At 58.4% G+C, this 15042-nt stretch carries 17 protein-coding genes; 2 read left to right on the top strand and 15 right to left on the bottom strand.

What is annotated here, in order from left to right; all coding sequences use genetic code 11:
* Positions 1–50: 50 nt before the first annotated feature.
* The 11 genes from sseB to trmJ all read right to left on the bottom strand — a co-directional run bounded on the left by sseB (position 51) and on the right by trmJ (position 8940).
* Complete coding sequence (gene sseB / locus AC3EMD_RS06340) at positions 51–827, bottom strand: enhanced serine sensitivity protein SseB (RefSeq protein ID WP_060619797.1); 777 nt, start codon at positions 825–827, stop codon at positions 51–53.
* Between the two features lie 97 nt (positions 828–924).
* Positions 925–2211: an aminopeptidase PepB gene (gene pepB, locus AC3EMD_RS06335; RefSeq protein ID WP_012967441.1), complete on the bottom strand. Its 1287-nt coding sequence runs from the start codon at positions 2209–2211 to the stop codon at positions 925–927.
* Positions 2212–2318: 107 nt separating this feature from the next.
* The gene (gene iscX, locus AC3EMD_RS06330) at positions 2319–2519 is read right to left on the bottom strand and encodes a Fe-S cluster assembly protein IscX (protein ID WP_002913954.1); all 201 of its coding nucleotides are present in this window, start codon (positions 2517–2519) and stop codon (positions 2319–2321) included.
* Position 2520: 1 nt separating this feature from the next.
* A complete protein-coding gene (fdx, locus tag AC3EMD_RS06325; RefSeq protein ID WP_004201872.1) occupies positions 2521–2856 on the bottom strand; it encodes an ISC system 2Fe-2S type ferredoxin in 336 nt (111 codons plus the stop codon).
* Position 2857: 1 nt separating this feature from the next.
* Positions 2858–4708: a Fe-S protein assembly chaperone HscA gene (hscA, locus tag AC3EMD_RS06320; RefSeq protein ID WP_302073988.1), complete on the bottom strand. Its 1851-nt coding sequence runs from the start codon at positions 4706–4708 to the stop codon at positions 2858–2860.
* A 15-nt stretch (positions 4709–4723) separates the two neighbouring features.
* Entirely contained in the window at positions 4724–5239 is a 516-nt protein-coding gene (gene hscB, locus AC3EMD_RS06315; RefSeq protein WP_008803792.1) for a co-chaperone HscB, read from the bottom strand.
* A gap of 74 nt (positions 5240–5313) precedes the next feature.
* Entirely contained in the window at positions 5314–5637 is a 324-nt protein-coding gene (iscA, locus tag AC3EMD_RS06310) for an iron-sulfur cluster assembly protein IscA (protein WP_002913979.1), read from the bottom strand.
* A 17-nt stretch (positions 5638–5654) separates the two neighbouring features.
* Positions 5655–6041: a Fe-S cluster assembly scaffold IscU gene (gene iscU / locus AC3EMD_RS06305; RefSeq protein ID WP_002913991.1), complete on the bottom strand. Its 387-nt coding sequence runs from the start codon at positions 6039–6041 to the stop codon at positions 5655–5657.
* Positions 6042–6067: 26 nt separating this feature from the next.
* Positions 6068–7282, bottom strand: coding sequence for a cysteine desulfurase (iscS, locus tag AC3EMD_RS06300; RefSeq protein WP_023323104.1), 1215 nt, complete (start codon positions 7280–7282; stop codon positions 6068–6070).
* Positions 7283–7461: 179 nt separating this feature from the next.
* On the bottom strand, positions 7462–7953 hold the full coding sequence (gene iscR / locus AC3EMD_RS06295; RefSeq protein WP_008803790.1) for a Fe-S cluster assembly transcriptional regulator IscR: 492 nt from the start codon (positions 7951–7953) through the stop codon (positions 7462–7464).
* A 252-nt stretch (positions 7954–8205) separates the two neighbouring features.
* On the bottom strand, positions 8206–8940 hold the full coding sequence (trmJ, locus tag AC3EMD_RS06290) for a tRNA (cytosine(32)/uridine(32)-2'-O)-methyltransferase TrmJ (RefSeq protein WP_015370313.1): 735 nt from the start codon (positions 8938–8940) through the stop codon (positions 8206–8208).
* 119 nt (positions 8941–9059) lie between these two features.
* Between trmJ and suhB the strand changes: the two genes are divergently transcribed.
* The gene (suhB, locus tag AC3EMD_RS06285; RefSeq protein WP_008803788.1) at positions 9060–9863 is read left to right on the top strand and encodes an inositol-1-monophosphatase; all 804 of its coding nucleotides are present in this window, start codon (positions 9060–9062) and stop codon (positions 9861–9863) included.
* 46 nt (positions 9864–9909) lie between these two features.
* On the opposite strand, the gene AC3EMD_RS06280 is transcribed toward suhB, so the two are convergent.
* From AC3EMD_RS06280 to AC3EMD_RS06270, 3 genes are all read right to left on the bottom strand, one after another.
* Positions 9910–10746 (bottom strand): hypothetical protein, encoded by an 837-nt coding sequence (locus AC3EMD_RS06280; protein WP_022064874.1) that lies wholly within the window; start codon positions 10744–10746, stop codon positions 9910–9912.
* A gap of 99 nt (positions 10747–10845) precedes the next feature.
* Positions 10846–11826 (bottom strand): nickel/cobalt transporter, encoded by a 981-nt coding sequence (locus tag AC3EMD_RS06275; RefSeq protein ID WP_302073987.1) that lies wholly within the window; start codon positions 11824–11826, stop codon positions 10846–10848.
* The gene (locus tag AC3EMD_RS06270; protein ID WP_012967437.1) at positions 11817–12455 is read right to left on the bottom strand and encodes a DUF1007 family protein; all 639 of its coding nucleotides are present in this window, start codon (positions 12453–12455) and stop codon (positions 11817–11819) included. The genes AC3EMD_RS06275 and AC3EMD_RS06270 overlap by 10 nt, the downstream gene beginning before the upstream one ends.
* Positions 12456–12579: 124 nt before the next feature.
* Here AC3EMD_RS06270 and csiE point away from each other — a divergent pair, with 124 nt between their 5' ends.
* Positions 12580–13857, top strand: coding sequence for a stationary phase inducible protein CsiE (gene csiE / locus AC3EMD_RS06265; RefSeq protein ID WP_008803784.1), 1278 nt, complete (start codon positions 12580–12582; stop codon positions 13855–13857).
* Here csiE and AC3EMD_RS06260 read toward each other — a convergent pair.
* Positions 13854–14990 (bottom strand): 3-phenylpropionate MFS transporter, encoded by a 1137-nt coding sequence (locus tag AC3EMD_RS06260; RefSeq protein ID WP_008803783.1) that lies wholly within the window; start codon positions 14988–14990, stop codon positions 13854–13856. The genes csiE and AC3EMD_RS06260 overlap by 4 nt on opposite strands.
* Positions 14991–15042 lie beyond the last annotated feature (52 nt).

The following is a 15042-nucleotide window of genomic DNA, read 5'->3' as shown; positions in this document are numbered from 1 at the left end:
GGCCTCACACTGGAAGCATAAAGAAACAGCGGGGGCAGCCGCCCCCGCGGTCAGATAATGCGGTTTTGTTTGAAATCGCGCAGGAAGCTGCCCCAGCGCTTTTCATAGAACGGTGTGATATGGGCAATCATAAAGTGGCTGATGCCCTTCTCGCCTTCCACCACCTGACAAATATCGATCGGCTCATCGCCGGGCAGGGTATCGGTCGCCACGCTGCCGGTGGTCTGAATAATGGACTCGATATCCCCTTCCGCTTCAATACCGATCAGCAGATTAGCGGGCGCGTCGGCGCGCTCTTTGATCGAGCACAGGAACGCCCGCTTGACGGTTTTCAGCGTTTTGAACAGCGTGGTCAGCGAATCGACCATCTGCGCCGGCGGGTCAGCGACTTCAGACAATAACAGCGCTTCGCCGCCTTCCAGCACCGTCTGGGTGCTGAGCGGGCTGCCCTCTTCCCCGAGCAGATGGCTGATTTCACGCGGGGTGAACTCTTTACCGCTCGGCAGCTTCGGGTTGAGGAACAGCGATTCGCCCAGCGTCATCGCCATCAGCGTGCGGGCCGGCATCATCACGAAAGCCTGTTCATCCGCCACCGCCTGCTGCAGCGCCTCCAGCGAGGTAAAGAACGGGATCACCGAGCTGCCGTCATCTTTTTCCCAGTGCTGCAGATCCAGCGCGCTGTCTTCGACAATCTGCTCACCATCGGCTGCACTGCCGGGTACCCAGACGGTCGCCTCCAGCAGCGCGCTGAAAAATGCCGGACGGTGGGCGGGCTCAGTCGCCGCTTTTTCCAGCAGGGTTTCTAATTCATTTTTCGTATCAGACATAGTTTGGCTACTTCACAATGAATTGCCCGGCGGCCATTCGTCCACGCGGGCATACGGTTTTCCTGGCCGGGTAAGCGTAGCGCCCCCGGCAAGGCCGTTACTCAGCCGTCAGCAGGTTAGCAATGGTACGCACGCCAAGACCCGTCGCGCCCGCCGACCACTGCTCAACGGCAGATTTACGGTAGGTTGCCGAACAGTCGATATGCAGCCAGCCCTGATGGTAGTTTTCCACGAAGTGGGACAGGAAACCCGCCGCGGTACTGGCGCCAGCCGGATAGGCGGCACTGCCGGTGTTGTTCAGTTCAGCGAAGTTCGACGGCAGCTGGTTGCGGTGGAACTCGGCCAGCGGCAGACGCCAGAAGGCTTCGTTTTCCGCCTGGGCGCTCGCCAGCAGGCGATTCGCCAGCGCATCGTCAAAGCTGAACAGCGCGTGGTAGTCATTACCCAACGCGGTTTTCGCCGCGCCGGTCAGGGTGGCGGCATCGATGATCAGCGCCGGCTTCTGCGCCGAAGCGTCAATCAGGCCATCCGCCAGCACCAGGCGGCCTTCGGCGTCAGTGTTCATCACTTCAACGGTTTTGCCGTTACGATAATGAATAATATCGCCGAGTTTAAAGGCGTTACCGCTGATCAGGTTGTCGGCGCAGCACAGGTAGAGCTTCACGCGCTTGTTCAGCCCGCGGGTAATGGCAAAAGCCAGCGCGCCGGTGATGGTCGCCGCGCCGCCCATATCGGATTTCATTGAGTCCATAAAGGCGCTCTGTTTGATGCTGTAGCCGCCGGAATCAAAAGTGATGCCTTTGCCCACCAGGCAGGCGTATACCGGGGCTTCTTTATCGCCGGTCGGGTTATAATCCAGCGCCAGCAGGACCGGCGGACGCTCGGAGCCGCGGCCTACGGTGTGCAGACCGAGATAGCCCTGCTCACGCAGATCTTCGCCTTTGGTGATGCGATAGCTCATCTGCTCGCCCGCCACGCTGCACAGCAGGTCCACGGCGCGCTGTGCCAGCTGCTCCGGGCCCAGCTCTTCCGCCGGCGCGTTGATGGTGTCGCGCACCCAGTCAATAATGGTCAGACGGTTGTCCAGCTCGCTACGCTGCGCATCGTCCAGGGTCGGCCATTCAACTTTACGGGTGCCTTTCGGACCTTTATAACCCGCCCAGAACGCCCACGCGCGGTCGGTGTCCCAGCCTTCGCCGCTTAACGCGACATGTTTGATGCCCATACCGTCAATTTTACGCGCCGCGCGCTGAATCAGGCCCAGGTCGTCTTTGCCGTTGAGGTGCAGGGCGATGCCGTCGTTATTAATGCTGTAAGACGCCTTTTCTCCCCAGCGCGCATCGGCTGGCTGAGTAGAAAGCGTAATCTTCATGGCTTCGGTCATTATCATTATCCTTCTTAGCAAACGGGCCACCGTATGGCAGCCCGTAATGTTCTCTCGCTCGATGATTCATCCGACTTAATACCGTCGCATAAATCATAACGCGAAAATTATTCGGCTTCGTCTAACCAGACTAACAGAATCGCCTCGAGAATTTTTTCATTGGATGCGTTTGGGTCGTCATCGAACTCTTCCAGATCGCAAATCCACTGATGCATGTCGGTAAAGCGAACGGTTTTCGGATCGAGATCCGGATAAGCGTCGTACAGCGCTTCGCCGATTTCACGGCTGTCGGTCCATTTCAGTGCCATATTAATGCTCGCGTGCGTGGTTGATGGTGTAACGCGGGATCTCAACGACCAGATCTTCGTCGGTGACGCGCGCCTGACAGCTCAGGCGGCTGTCCGGTTCCAGTCCCCAGGCTTTATCCAGCATATCGTCTTCATCTTCGGTACTTTCCGCCAGCGAGTCAAAGCCTTCACGCACGATGCAGTGGCAGGTGGTGCAGGCACAGGATTTTTCGCAGGCGTGTTCAATCTCGATGCCGCTACGCAGCGCCGCATCCAGAATAGTTTCACCAGTCTCAGCTTCCACAACGATGCCATCCGGACACAGGTCCTGGTGGGGCAGAAATACAATTTTTGGCATTTTAAACCTCGTCCACGGATTGGCCTTTCAGCGCGATACGGACCGACTGATCCATACGGCGGGCGGCGAATTCCTGGGTTTGTGTGTCGATATTTTTAATCGCTTCTTTAATGGAGTCGGCGTCGTCGCCTGCCGCCGCGGCGCGTACCTGCTCCGCAGCAGCATCGATAGCCTGACGCTCCGCGGCGCTTAACAGCGCGGCGTCGGCGGCCAGCGCGCTTGTCAGGCTCTCCAGAACACGGGCGGCTTCTACTTTCTGTTCAGCCAGCATGCGCGCCTGGACATCCTGTTCGGCGTAGCTCATCGAATCTTTAATCATGGTGGCGATTTCGCCATCGGTCAGACCGTAAGACGGTTTCACCTGGATAGAGGCTTCCACGCCGGTCGATTTTTCCATCGCCGTGACGCTCAGCAGACCGTCGGCATCGACCTGGAAGGTGACGCGAATATGCGCCCCGCCCGCTGGCAGAGCCGGGATCCCGCGCAGCGCAAAACGCGCCAGCGAGCGGCAATCCTGCACCAGCTCACGCTCGCCCTGCATCACATGAATGGACATCGCCGTCTGACCATCTTTGAAGGTGGTAAACTCCTGCGCGCGGGCCACCGGAATGGTGGTATTACGCGGGATCACTTTCTCCACCAGGCCGCCCATGGTCTCCAGCCCTAACGACAGCGGGATAACGTCGAGCAGCAGCAGTTCGCTGTCCGGCTTGTTGCCGACCAGAATATCCGCCTGAATCGCCGCGCCGATGGCGACGACTTTGTCCGGGTCGATGGAGGTCAGCGGGGTGCGGCCAAAGAATTCGCCAACGCGTTCGCGCACCAGCGGCACGCGAGTGGAACCGCCGACCATCACCACTTCCAGCACCTCTTGCGCCTCAACGCCGGCGTCTTTCAGCGCGCGACGGCAGGCCAGTAAAGTGCGTTTTACCAGCGGGGCAATCAGATCGTTAAACTGGCTGCGGGTGATATCGCCCTGCCAGCCGCCGACCTCGACGTGCGCTGCCTCAGCATCGCTGAGGGTGATTTTCGCCGCGATGGCGGCATCCAGCAGCTCACGCTGCAGGCGGTTATCGCTGCGGTCGCTGAAGCCCGCCTGCTCGCGCAGATAGTCGGCCAGCAGATGGTCGAAATCATCGCCGCCGAGCGCCGAGTCACCACCGGTCGCCAGCACTTCAAACACCCCGCGGCTTAAGCGCAGAATGGAAATATCAAAGGTGCCGCCGCCGAGATCGTAGACCGCAATTACCCCTTCCTGACCGGAATCGAGGCCGTAGGCGATAGCCGCCGCGGTCGGCTCATTGAGCAGGCGCAGCACGTGCAGCCCCGCCAGACGCGCCGCGTCTTTGGTCCCCTGACGCTGAGCGTCGTCGAAATAAGCGGGAACGGTGATCACCACGCCGTCGAGTTCACCAGCCAGCGCTTCGGTTGCCCGGGCAGCCAGCGCTTTCAGGATGTCGGCGGAGACGCGAATCGGGTTCAGCAGGCCGCCGGCGGTCTGGATCATCGGCAGGCCGTTTTCACTGGCCTGCAGCTGATACGGCAGATGCGGGTAGCGGTTTTGAATATCGGCGAGGGAGCGCCCCATCATTCGCTTCACCGAGCTGATGGTATTGGCAGGATCCTGGGCGGCGTTAAGCCGGGCATCATAGCCGACGGTCAGCCCCGAAGCGTGGTAGTTCACCACCGACGGCAGCAGATAGCGGCCTTGATGGTCGGGCAAGGTTTCGGCCTGGCCGCTACGCACGGTAGCCACCAGAGAATTGGTGGTGCCCAGGTCGATACCGGCCGCCAGACGACGCTGGTGCGGCGCGGCGCTCAGGCCGGGCTCACTAATTTGTAATAAGGCCATAATTGCTTCCGAAAATTAAAAATCGAGCAGTTTTTCTTCGAGTTCTTCAGCACTGCTGCGCAGTTTATCAAGAAAACGGAGCTTACGTACCGTATCCGCCGCCGCCTCCCAGCTCTCATTATGCAATTGGTCAACCATCAGTTGATGGCGGGTATCAAACAGCGCTTTCACTCGTTTGATAAAGGCTTCCAGCCGCGCATCGTCTTTCGCCTTACCGATCTCGTCGAGCTCTTCGCGTAGCTCCAGCTGTTCCATCAGGAATGCGGTATCGCGAACGGTATGCTGCTCGCTGGCCAGATCGAAGCCATGAAGCGAGAGGAGGTATTCCGCCCGGGTCAACGGATGGCGCAGCGTCTGCCAGGCCTGGTTTATGGTCGCGGAATGCTGAACCGCCGCAAGCTGTTCCGCAGCAGGCGCGCTGGCAAATTTATCCGGATGGTACTGGCGCTGCAGATCCTGATACCGGACAGCCAGTTGTTCAAGCGAGAGGGTATAGCTGGCTGGTAACCCGAAGAGGGTGAAATAGTCCATAGTAACCTCAGGGTCATGCATCTAAATGAAAACCCCACGCGCGGCGTAACCGCGGTGGGGTTGGGGATGACCGATTATACGTTAAAGCTTTCGCCGCAGCCGCACTCGTCTTTGACGTTAGGGTTGGTGAACTTGAACCCTTCGTTGAGACCTTCTTTGACGAAGTCCAGCTGAGTGCCGTCGAGGAATTGCAGACTTTTGCCGTCGATCACGACCTTCACGCCTTTGTCTTCAAACACGGTGTCTTCTGCCGCCGGCTCGTCAACAAACTCCAGTACATAGGCCATACCCGAGCAGCCGGAGGTTCTCACGCCCAGGCGCAGGCCAAACCCTTTACCGCGGTTCGCCAGAAAGGCATTGACTCGCGCTGCAGCACTGTCGCTAAGAGTAATCGACATAACAAAACCTCAACTAATTATTTTGCTTCACGTTTGCTTTTGTAATCCGCAATCGCGGCTTTAATCGCGTCTTCCGCCAGAATAGAGCAGTGAATTTTCACCGGCGGCAGTTCCAGTTCATCGGCGATATCAGTGTTCTTGATCGCCTGCGCTTCGTCCAGGGATTTGCCCTTCACCCACTCGGTAACCAGGGAGCTGGAAGCGATGGCGGAACCGCAGCCGTAGGTTTTGAAGCGCGCGTCTTCAATGATACCTTCATTGTTGACTTTAATCTGCAACTTCATCACGTCGCCGCAGGCCGGCGCGCCGACCATACCGCTGCCGACGTTCTCGTCGCTGTTGTCAAAAGAGCCGACGTTGCGCGGATTCTCGTAATGATCGATAACTTTTTCGCTGTATGCCATGTTGAATTCTCCTTATCGGTGCCGAATTAGTGATGTGACCATTCAATACTGTTCAAATCCACGCCCTGCTTAAACATTTCCCACAGCGGAGAAAGATCGCGCAGACGGCCGATGGAGTTACGAACCAGTTTGATGGTGTAGTCAATCTCTTCTTCGGTAGTGAAACGACCTAAAGAGAAACGAATAGAGCTGTGCGCCAGTTCATCAGTCATACCTAACGCGCGCAGCACGTAGGATGGCTCAAGGCTCGCGGAAGTACAGGCTGAACCGGAGGAAACCGCCAGGTCTTTCAGCGCCATAATCAGCGACTCACCTTCAACGTAGTTGAAGCTGACGTTAAGAATGTTCGGCGCGCCCTGCTCGAGGTCGCCGTTGAGATAAACTTCTTCCATATCCTTCACGCCGTTCCACAGACGGTTGCGCAGCGCGCGCAGACGCGCCATTTCGCTTTCCATCTCTTCTTTGGCGATACGGTAAGCTTCACCCATGCCGACGATCTGGTGAACAGGCAAAGTACCAGAACGCATACCGCGCTCGTGGCCACCGCCGTGCATCTGCGCTTCGATACGGATACGCGGTTTACGGCGAACGTACAGCGCGCCAATGCCTTTCGGACCATAGATTTTATGGCCGGAGAAGGACATCAGGTCCACCTTCAGCTGGCTCAGATCGATAGGCAGCTTGCCCACGCTCTGGGTGGCGTCTACGTGGTAAATGATACCGCGGGCGCGACACATCTCGCCGATGGTAGCGATATCCTGCACCACGCCGATTTCGTTATTCACATGCATGATGGAAACCAGGATGGTGTCGTCACGCATCGCCGCTTCCAGCTCTTTGAGATCGATAATCCCGTTGCGCTGCGGCGCCAGGTAGGTCACCTCGAAGCCTTCACGCTCCAGCTGACGGCAGGTATCCAGAACCGCTTTATGCTCGGTTTTGCTGGTGATGATGTGCTTGCCTTTTTTCTGATAAAAGTTGGCTGCACCCTTGATCGCCAGGTTGTCGGATTCAGTCGCACCAGAGGTAAAGACGATTTCGCGCGGGTCGGCACCGACCAGCTCGGCAATCTGATTGCGGGCGATATCAACCGCCTCTTCAGCCTGCCAGCCAAAACGGTGGGAACGGGAGGCCGGGTTACCAAAGGTCCCGTCCATGGTCAGGAACTGCATCATTTTCTCGGCAACACGCGGGTCCACCGGCGTGGTTGCGGAGTAATCGAGATAAATCGGTAATTTCATTGCTCTTAAACTCCGTACATCACTCAATGCAAGGAATCAGGCAACCGGCTTGATGTACGACCGAGTACACGGAATGCTGGCGCATCCCGGCCTGATTCTGAAAGCTCTTTATAATCGTTGTCCCGACCGTTTCGTGCTGCCTCGCCCTGTCAGCCGCAGTCCGAAACGGGACGGGTCACTCAGGCGCGCAGCTTAACGTTGATCGCGTCCTGGGTGCGCGCATTGCGCTGGGTTTCGTGCTGATGCTGACGGCCGGACACATCAAGGATCTCCTGGTTATTCACCAGTTCACCCAGGGTGATATTGTTCAGGAAGCCGGTCAGGCGTTCGCTCAAATCGCGCCACAGCGCGTGAGTCAGGCACTTATCGCCGCCCTGACAGCCGCCTTTGCCCTGGCAACGGGTCGCGTCAACGGATTCGTCTACCGCGCTGATCACTTCGCCGACGGCGATGCTGCTGGCATCTTTACCTAACAGATAACCACCGCCTGGACCACGAACGCTGGAAACCAGGCCATTTTTACGCAGGCGAGAGAACAGCTGTTCCAGATAGGAAAGCGAAATTCCCTGACGCTCTGAAATATCTGCCAACGGCACCGGGCCCGTTTCAGAGTTGAGCGCAACGTCAAGCATCGCGGTCACGGCATAACGCCCTTTAGATGTCAGTCTCATGTCTTACTTAACCTCAAACTCGCCCCTGGCCGGGCTTTTTATTAATATGGGTATTGCATAGCAGGGCCAAGTCTGACATTCCCGAGTAATTTGGTCAACTATTTACTTGACTGTTTTAGTCAGGTATTTGGCTTTCCGTGCCGTTATTAATTTCGAGCCGCTCCCGGGGTCGGCCAAAGGCCTCGCCCGGGCTACAACAGAGATGTAGATTCGTAGGCCGGATAAGCGAAGCGCCATCCGGCGTTAACGCGCTTACTTACCTTTATTCTGCTGCTCAATAGACGCCAGCATGCCGCGCAGAATGTTCAGCTCCTGGCTTTCCGGACGCGCGCGGGTGAACAGACGACGCAACTTGTTCATCACCTGCCCCGGATGATTCGGGCGGATAAAACCGGTCGCCAGCAGCGTCTGCTCAAGGTGGCCGTAGAAACGTTCTAAATCATCGACCAGCGGATACGGCGTTTCTTCATGTTCAACCGCCGGCTGCGCCTGCTCCTGAGTCGCCAGCCAGGCCATTCGCACTTCATAGGCGATAACCTGCACCGCCATTGCCAGGTTCAGCGAGCTGTACTCGGGGTTGGCGGCGATCGCCACGTGATAGTGGCATTTCTGCAGTTCGTCGTTAGTCAGGCCAACGCGCTCGCGGCCAAAGACCAGCGCGACCGGCGCATGCTGACCTTCGGCGACGCTTTTCAGACCGCATTCACGCGGATCCAGCATCGGCCACGGCAGTGTGCGGGAGCGCGCGCTGGTGCCAACCACCAGGCTACAGCCCGCCAGCGCTTCATCAAGGGTATCGACGATCTGCGCGTTGCCAATCACATCGCTGGCACCAGCGGCCAGCGCGATGGCCTGGGAATCAGGTTTCACCAGCGGGTTGACCAGCCACAGGTTAGTTAAGCCCATGGTTTTCATCGCGCGGGCAACGGAGCCCATATTGCCGGTGTGTGAGGTTTCTACCAGTACGATTCGAATATTTTGCAGCATTATGGTTCTTCGGCTAAAGATTATTCGGGCATGCTACCATAAAACGGAGACATAAGCAGATTTCGCTGTTATTATATGCGCCGTTTTTCCCGTTCTTTAACATCCAGTGAGAGAGACCGATGCATCCGATGCTGAACATCGCCGTGCGCGCCGCGCGCAAGGCGGGTAATTTAATTGCCAAGCACTACGAAACGCCAGACACCGTAGAAACCAGCCAGAAAGGCAGCAATGATTTTGTGACCAACGTCGATAAAGCCGCTGAAGCGATTATTATCGAAACCATTCGCAAATCTTACCCGCAGCACACCATTATCACCGAAGAAAGCGGTGAACACGCTGGTGAAGAGCAGGATGTTCAATGGGTTATCGATCCACTGGATGGCACCACCAACTTCGTTAAACGTCTGCCCCACTTCTCTGTTTCCATCGCCGTACGCATCAAAGGTCGTACTGAAGTCGCGGTGGTTTACGATCCGATGCGTAACGAACTGTTTACCGCGACCCGCGGCCAGGGCGCGCAGCTGAACGGCTACCGTCTGCGCGGCAGCAACGCTCGCGACCTCGACGGCACCATCATCGCGACCGGCTTCCCGTTCAAAGCGAAGCAGCACGCCACCACTTACATGAATATTCTCGGCAACATGTTTACCGAATGTGCCGACTTCCGTCGCACCGGCTCTGCCGCGCTGGATCTGGCCTATGTAGCCGCCGGCCGCGTTGACGGTTACTTTGAGATCGCCCTGAAGCCTTGGGATTTCGCCGCAGGCGAGCTGATCGCCCGTGAAGCTGGCGCGATTGTCTGCGACTTCACCGGTGGCCATAACTACCTGCTGACGGGCAACATCGTTGCCGGTAACCCGCGCGTGGTGAAAGCGATGCTGGCGAATATGCGTGAGCAGCTGAGCGATGCGCTGAAGCGTTAATCTCTTACAGATGTCAAAAAGGAAGCCGCGGCTTCCTTTTTTTATGTCATTTTATCATGTTGAGGATCTGGCGAATCACCGCATTGCCGCCGATGCACAGTACCGTCAGGCCGCTAAACAAGGCCAGCGGCCCGCGCCAGCGCAGGCAGCCCTGCGGTCCCAGCCAGCGCCGGAAACACAACGCTATTCCTACTGTCGCCAGGCGGGCTAACAGCACGCCGACCATCGCCGGAACCAGCAGCAGCCATCCCCACAGCGGCAACTCGAACTGCTGCGCACTGAGTAAAATCCATACCAGCTGAAACGGCAGATAAAAGCTCAGGGCAAAGATCAGCGGAATGCGAATATTGCTTGCCGGTGCGGAAACGCCTTGAAAGTCTCGCCAGCTATCGCGCAGCAGTATCCCAGCCAGCACCAGCGTGGCCAGATAGCAGACGTCGTTAAAGATGCCCACGAACTGCATCAGCCGATAGCTGGTCAGCTTCCCCATGAAAGCAAAACGCCAGAAAATGATCACCAGGAAACCGAACTGCAATACCCAGCTGCGCAGGATCCAATCGACCATCTCCCGTGGCGAAGGCTGATTATGCACAGCCCAGGCAACAATGGGCAGTTTACTGTGCCCGGGGTGGCAAAAAGCCATGACGAAACCCGACAGCGTTAAGGTGGCGTAGGCCACCAGCGGGATATCCCCGATACGCGACACCCCGAATCCCATGACATACGACATGGCGTGGTAGACGCGCACCAGATCTGACGGCCACCAGCTGGCCAGCGCCGGAAACCAGTAGACGATCGCCAGGCCCGCCAGCAGCCCGGCGGCACCGGCGCAGCCATAATAAAACCGCCCGCTCGGTGCGGAAGAAACGATATTTGCGGCCATAGCGACTCCTTGTCATCCGCCGAAAAGCGGAAAACTAGAGCATCGCTTCGCCAGCGGCAAGCACAGGCGCCCACTTTCGGATTTGCGCCCGGCGTCTGACTAAAACGGGCGGATCCCACCGCCGGCCGGGACCGCGGTGAACCACATCACTCCTGCCGCCGCCAGCAAAATCACGCCGCCGGCCAGCGCCAGCGTCAGCCAGCCCACCTGACGCCACAGCGGCGGCGCCTGATGCTGACCCAACTTCACCGCCAGCTGGCGAAAACTGTGCACCAGCAGCGCCAGCGCCGTGATGGTCAACGAGGTTCCCGCCGCCATCGCCAGCGCCGCCGCCATTCCCCAACTGAACACCCCGATCACATTGCTGAACAGCAGCACCATGATCGCTCCCGAGCAGGGGCGCATGCCCATCGACAGGACGATCGCGGCGCGTGCCCGCCAGTCGTCGCCGCTCTGAAGCTGATCCGGCGCCGGGAGATGCTGATGCCCGCAGCCGCAATGCTCGTGATGAACATGATGTGGGGTAAAAGCGGTAAACGTTGGCCGGCTCAGCAGCAGACGCAGCTTTTTTAACGCCCGCCAGCACAGCAGCAAGCCTAATGCGCCCACCAGCAGATAGCTGCCCTTCTCCAGCCAGAAACTGCTGAGATGCAGCTGGCGCGCCGGCAGCTGCAGCAGCGCCAGCACCACGACCACCAGCGCGATGGCCACCAGCCCCTGTAATAAAGAGGCGGCCAGCGTCAGGTTAATGCTTGATTTCAGCTTCGAGGGATGGGTGGCGAGCCAGGTAGTAATGACAATTTTGCCATGGCCGGGCCCTAAGGCATGCACCACACCATAAACGAAACTGAACCCGAGCAGCGACAGGCCCGCCGCTGCCGGGTTCTCCGCCACCGCCTGCAGCAGGCGGCTGAGTTCCAGATTCAACGAGCGCTGCCAGATCGCGCTCTGCATCAGCACCTGCGGCCACGCCCGCCATAGCCAAATGCCGCCGATGATGCTCACAGCCAGCAACAGCGCCAGCGGCCACAGCGCTTTCCAGCGCGAGGATCGCGCGCGGGGGGTGAAAATTACTGACATGTCAGGGTCACCTTCTGGGCAAAATAGCTGCCCAGCGCCATATCCTCCGGCGGCGCATCCGCTTTATCCAGCGACTGGGCGTACGAGAGCATTTTGTCGTTCGGTTTTGGCGTCATCACCGTTGCCTTACAGGCGGCCCGCAGCGCGGCGGGCAGGGAAAAATCGCTATCCTTGTCATAAAACATGTCGACGTAGTAGGTCGGGTCGAAGGTGGAAAAGGTAAACGTCTGCCCGGCAACGGGTTGCGGCGTCGCCAGCGGCAGCGTAAAGGTCAGTACCGCCTGCAGTCCGTCACGCTCGAGGCCATAGCCGTCGGGACGATTTTCAAATTTCACCCGCTGGCCGTTGTGCCACAGCTCGCTGAAATAGTGCTGGCCGAGTACGTTGGCCATCACCTCCGCCGCCAGCTTTTTCCATACTTCGCTGCCCGGTTTGGCGTTACCGGCGTCATAGAGCAGATCCGATGAGGTAATTTCATCCATGGTCCAGCGCATTTTAAACCCGCTCAGCAGACCGTCTTTAACCACCGGCTCGCTCTGCAAACTAATGAAGCTATGCGGATGCGCGGCGGCTGAAAATGATAAAACCATGAAAAACGCCGCGCTGGTGCATTGTTTCACTCTGTTCATCTGTTCCTCACGTGAAAAATTCTGTGAACTTCACCAGCAATCCTGAGCTAAAGCGGGCGTTTCGCCCTGCCCCCGCCTCTGCCATTGTCTATTCTTAGCGAAAACCCTAACTGGAACTTACCAGATGATGACCGTCATTGAACCACCATCTGCGCTTTCCAGTCCACAGCGCCGTAGCCAGGTGCTCCTGATGTTTTATCTGCCCGGACAGTCGGTGACGACTGAACGGCTTGGCAGGATCAACCTCGTTGATGAGACCACGGCCCGGCAGGATATTGAGGAGACCGGACGCGAAATTCAGCGTTACCACCGTTTGACCCTCCGGTCAGAGGTGGACGGCAGCTATCGGATTGAAGGCGCCGCGCTCGACCAACGTTTATGTCTGCTGCATGCGCTGCGGCGGGGGCTACGCCTCTGCCCGCAGTTCGTCAATCATCATTTTACCCCGGCCCTGAAAACGCAGCTTAAACAGGAAGGCATTGCCCGTACCTTATACGATGATACCAATCTGCAGGCGCTGGTGAACCGCTGCGCGCGGGCGCTCAATCGCCAGTTTGACTGCCGCGACGTGCAGTTTCTGCGCTTATATCTGCAGTACTGTCTGCTTGAGCATCACCGGGGATACTCTCCGGACTTCAATGATGAACAGCAGCGTTGGGCCCAGACCGCCGCCGAGTTTACCCTGGCGCAGGAGATTGTCCGCCACTGGCAGCGCCGGGTCGGCGCTCCGCCGCATGTTGGAGAGCCCTTCTTCCTCTCGTTACTGTTTATGTTGCTCAAAACCCCCGACCCGGTCCGCGACGGTCACCCGCACGATCGCCGCCTGCGACTGGCTATCTCCGGCCTGATCCATCGCTTCCAGGTCCTCGCCGGCAGGGCTTTCAGTGATGAGCAGGGGCTCAGCGATCAACTCTATATTCATTTATCGCAGGCGTTGATCCGCAGCGTGTTTGCCATCGGCATCGACAGCACGCTCACGGAGGAAGTGAGCCGGCTCTATCCTCGCTTACTGCGTACCACCCAGGCGGCATTGAGCGAATTCGAGGAGGCCTGGCACATCCGCTTTAATGAGGAAGAGACCGGCTTAATCGCGGTGATCTTTGGCGCCTGGCTGATGCAGAAAAGCGACCTGCACGAAAAACAGGTGCTGTTGCTAACCGATGACAACCCGGCTATAGAAGAGGCTCTGGAACAGCAGCTGCGCGAACTCACGCTGCTGCCGCTGAATATCAAATACCAGAGCGTAGAGCGCTTTCAGAAGGAAGGCGCGCCCAAAGGGGTGACGCTTATCGTCACCCCTTATGCGACGGCGCTACCGCTGTTTTCGCCGCCGCTGATCCACGCGGAAAACTGCTTCACTGAACGCCAGCAGCAGCATATCTGCGCGATGCTTGAGGACTAGGCCGCCACCGCTTTTGGCCGGATAATCAGCGCCGGGATCGTCAGCAGGGCCATTACCCAGAACACGCCCTGGTGCAGGTGCTGATAGAGGAAACCGGCGAAGACGGTCATGATGGCAATACTCCCGCCCATCGCCACCGCAGAATAGACGGCCTGCAGGCGGATCACTTCGCTGCCCTGACGGGCGGCGATATAGCGCATCGCCGCCAAGTGACACACTGTGAAGGTGCCACAGTGAAGGATCTGCGCAAGGAGGAGTCCCGGCAGCGCCGTGGTCCAGCCCATCAGTCCCCAGCGAATCAGCCCGCAGACGGCGGAGAGCAGCAGCAGGTCGCGTGCGCTGAAGCGGCGGAACACCTTTTTACTCAACGCGAAGATCACCACTTCCGCCACCACGCCTAACGACCACAGATAACCGACCGCCGAGGCAGAATAGCCGGCCTGCTGCCAGTAGATGGCGCTAAAGCCGTAGTAGGCGGCGTGCGCCCCCTGTAGCAAACAGACGCAGGCGAGAAAGCGCCAGCTCTGGCGTACCAGCGTCAGCCAGGCCGTCAGTCCTGCTCCCTGCTGCTGGCGCGACTCCCCGTGGGGCATCACCGACGGCTTAAGCAGCATACCCAGCAGCATCGAGGCGACACCCAGGCTTAACATCAGCAGGATCGCCCGATAATCAAACAGGCTGACCAGCTTGCCGGTCAGCGCCGAACCGATGACAAAGGCAATGGAGCCCCATAGCCGCACCCGGCCATAGTCCATGGTGATCTGCTTTTGCCAGGTATTGGCCAGGGCATCCGTCAGCGGCACCAGCGGTGAAAAGAACAGGTTGAAGCCGATGATGACCGCCAGCAGCCATGCCACGTGACTGCCGACCCAGAAGGCCAGCGCGAAAAGTAAGGTTAACAGGGCCAGCACGCGCAACGCGGCAATGAGCCGGGAGGGATCGCTGACCCGCGGGGCAATCAGCAGGCTCCCAAGAAAACGAGCCACCAGGCCGGCGCCAAGCAACAGGCCGATGGTTTCCGGAGTCAGCCCGTTTCCGGCCAACCAGACGCTCCAGAAGGGCAGAAAAATACCGTAGCTAAAAAAGTAGGTAAAATAACTGAGCGCCAGCCAGCGCGTGGAGTGCAAGACCATGATTTCCTCCCGAATGGTGTCGACAGTCTGGCGACAAACCCCATCTTGAGTA

It is taken from the genome of Klebsiella sp. PK18 (assembly GCF_057784655.1).
The sequence above is the reverse complement of the archived record's forward strand: the minus strand, read 5'-3'. Positions and strand labels throughout refer to the sequence as shown.

Bases quoted from the DNA above. Each gene is read 5' to 3' on its own strand.
- iscR (WP_008803790.1), bottom strand. From the start codon at position 7,953: ATGAGACTGACATCTAAAGGGCGTTATGCCGTGACCGCGATGCTTGAC.
- hscA (WP_302073988.1), bottom strand. From the start codon at position 4,708: ATGGCCTTATTACAAATTAGTGAGCCCGGCCTGAGCGCCGCGCCGCAC.
- iscA (WP_002913979.1), bottom strand. From the start codon at position 5,637: ATGTCGATTACTCTTAGCGACAGTGCTGCAGCGCGAGTCAATGCCTTT.
- AC3EMD_RS06270 (WP_012967437.1), bottom strand. From the start codon at position 12,455: ATGAACAGAGTGAAACAATGCACCAGCGCGGCGTTTTTCATGGTTTTA.
- sseB (WP_060619797.1), bottom strand. From the start codon at position 827: ATGTCTGATACGAAAAATGAATTAGAAACCCTGCTGGAAAAAGCGGCG.
- csiE (WP_008803784.1), top strand. From the start codon at position 12,580: ATGATGACCGTCATTGAACCACCATCTGCGCTTTCCAGTCCACAGCGC.
- iscU (WP_002913991.1), bottom strand. From the start codon at position 6,041: ATGGCATACAGCGAAAAAGTTATCGATCATTACGAGAATCCGCGCAAC.
- hscB (WP_008803792.1), bottom strand. From the start codon at position 5,239: ATGGACTATTTCACCCTCTTCGGGTTACCAGCCAGCTATACCCTCTCG.
- AC3EMD_RS06280 (WP_022064874.1), bottom strand. From the start codon at position 10,746: ATGGCCGCAAATATCGTTTCTTCCGCACCGAGCGGGCGGTTTTATTAT.
- suhB (WP_008803788.1), top strand. From the start codon at position 9,060: ATGCATCCGATGCTGAACATCGCCGTGCGCGCCGCGCGCAAGGCGGGT.
- trmJ (WP_015370313.1), bottom strand. From the start codon at position 8,940: ATGCTGCAAAATATTCGAATCGTACTGGTAGAAACCTCACACACCGGC.
- fdx (WP_004201872.1), bottom strand. From the start codon at position 2,856: ATGCCAAAAATTGTATTTCTGCCCCACCAGGACCTGTGTCCGGATGGC.
- AC3EMD_RS06260 (WP_008803783.1), bottom strand. From the start codon at position 14,990: ATGGTCTTGCACTCCACGCGCTGGCTGGCGCTCAGTTATTTTACCTAC.
- iscS (WP_023323104.1), bottom strand. From the start codon at position 7,282: ATGAAATTACCGATTTATCTCGATTACTCCGCAACCACGCCGGTGGAC.
- pepB (WP_012967441.1), bottom strand. From the start codon at position 2,211: ATGACCGAAGCCATGAAGATTACGCTTTCTACTCAGCCAGCCGATGCG.
- iscX (WP_002913954.1), bottom strand. From the start codon at position 2,519: ATGGCACTGAAATGGACCGACAGCCGTGAAATCGGCGAAGCGCTGTAC.
- AC3EMD_RS06275 (WP_302073987.1), bottom strand. From the start codon at position 11,826: ATGTCAGTAATTTTCACCCCCCGCGCGCGATCCTCGCGCTGGAAAGCG.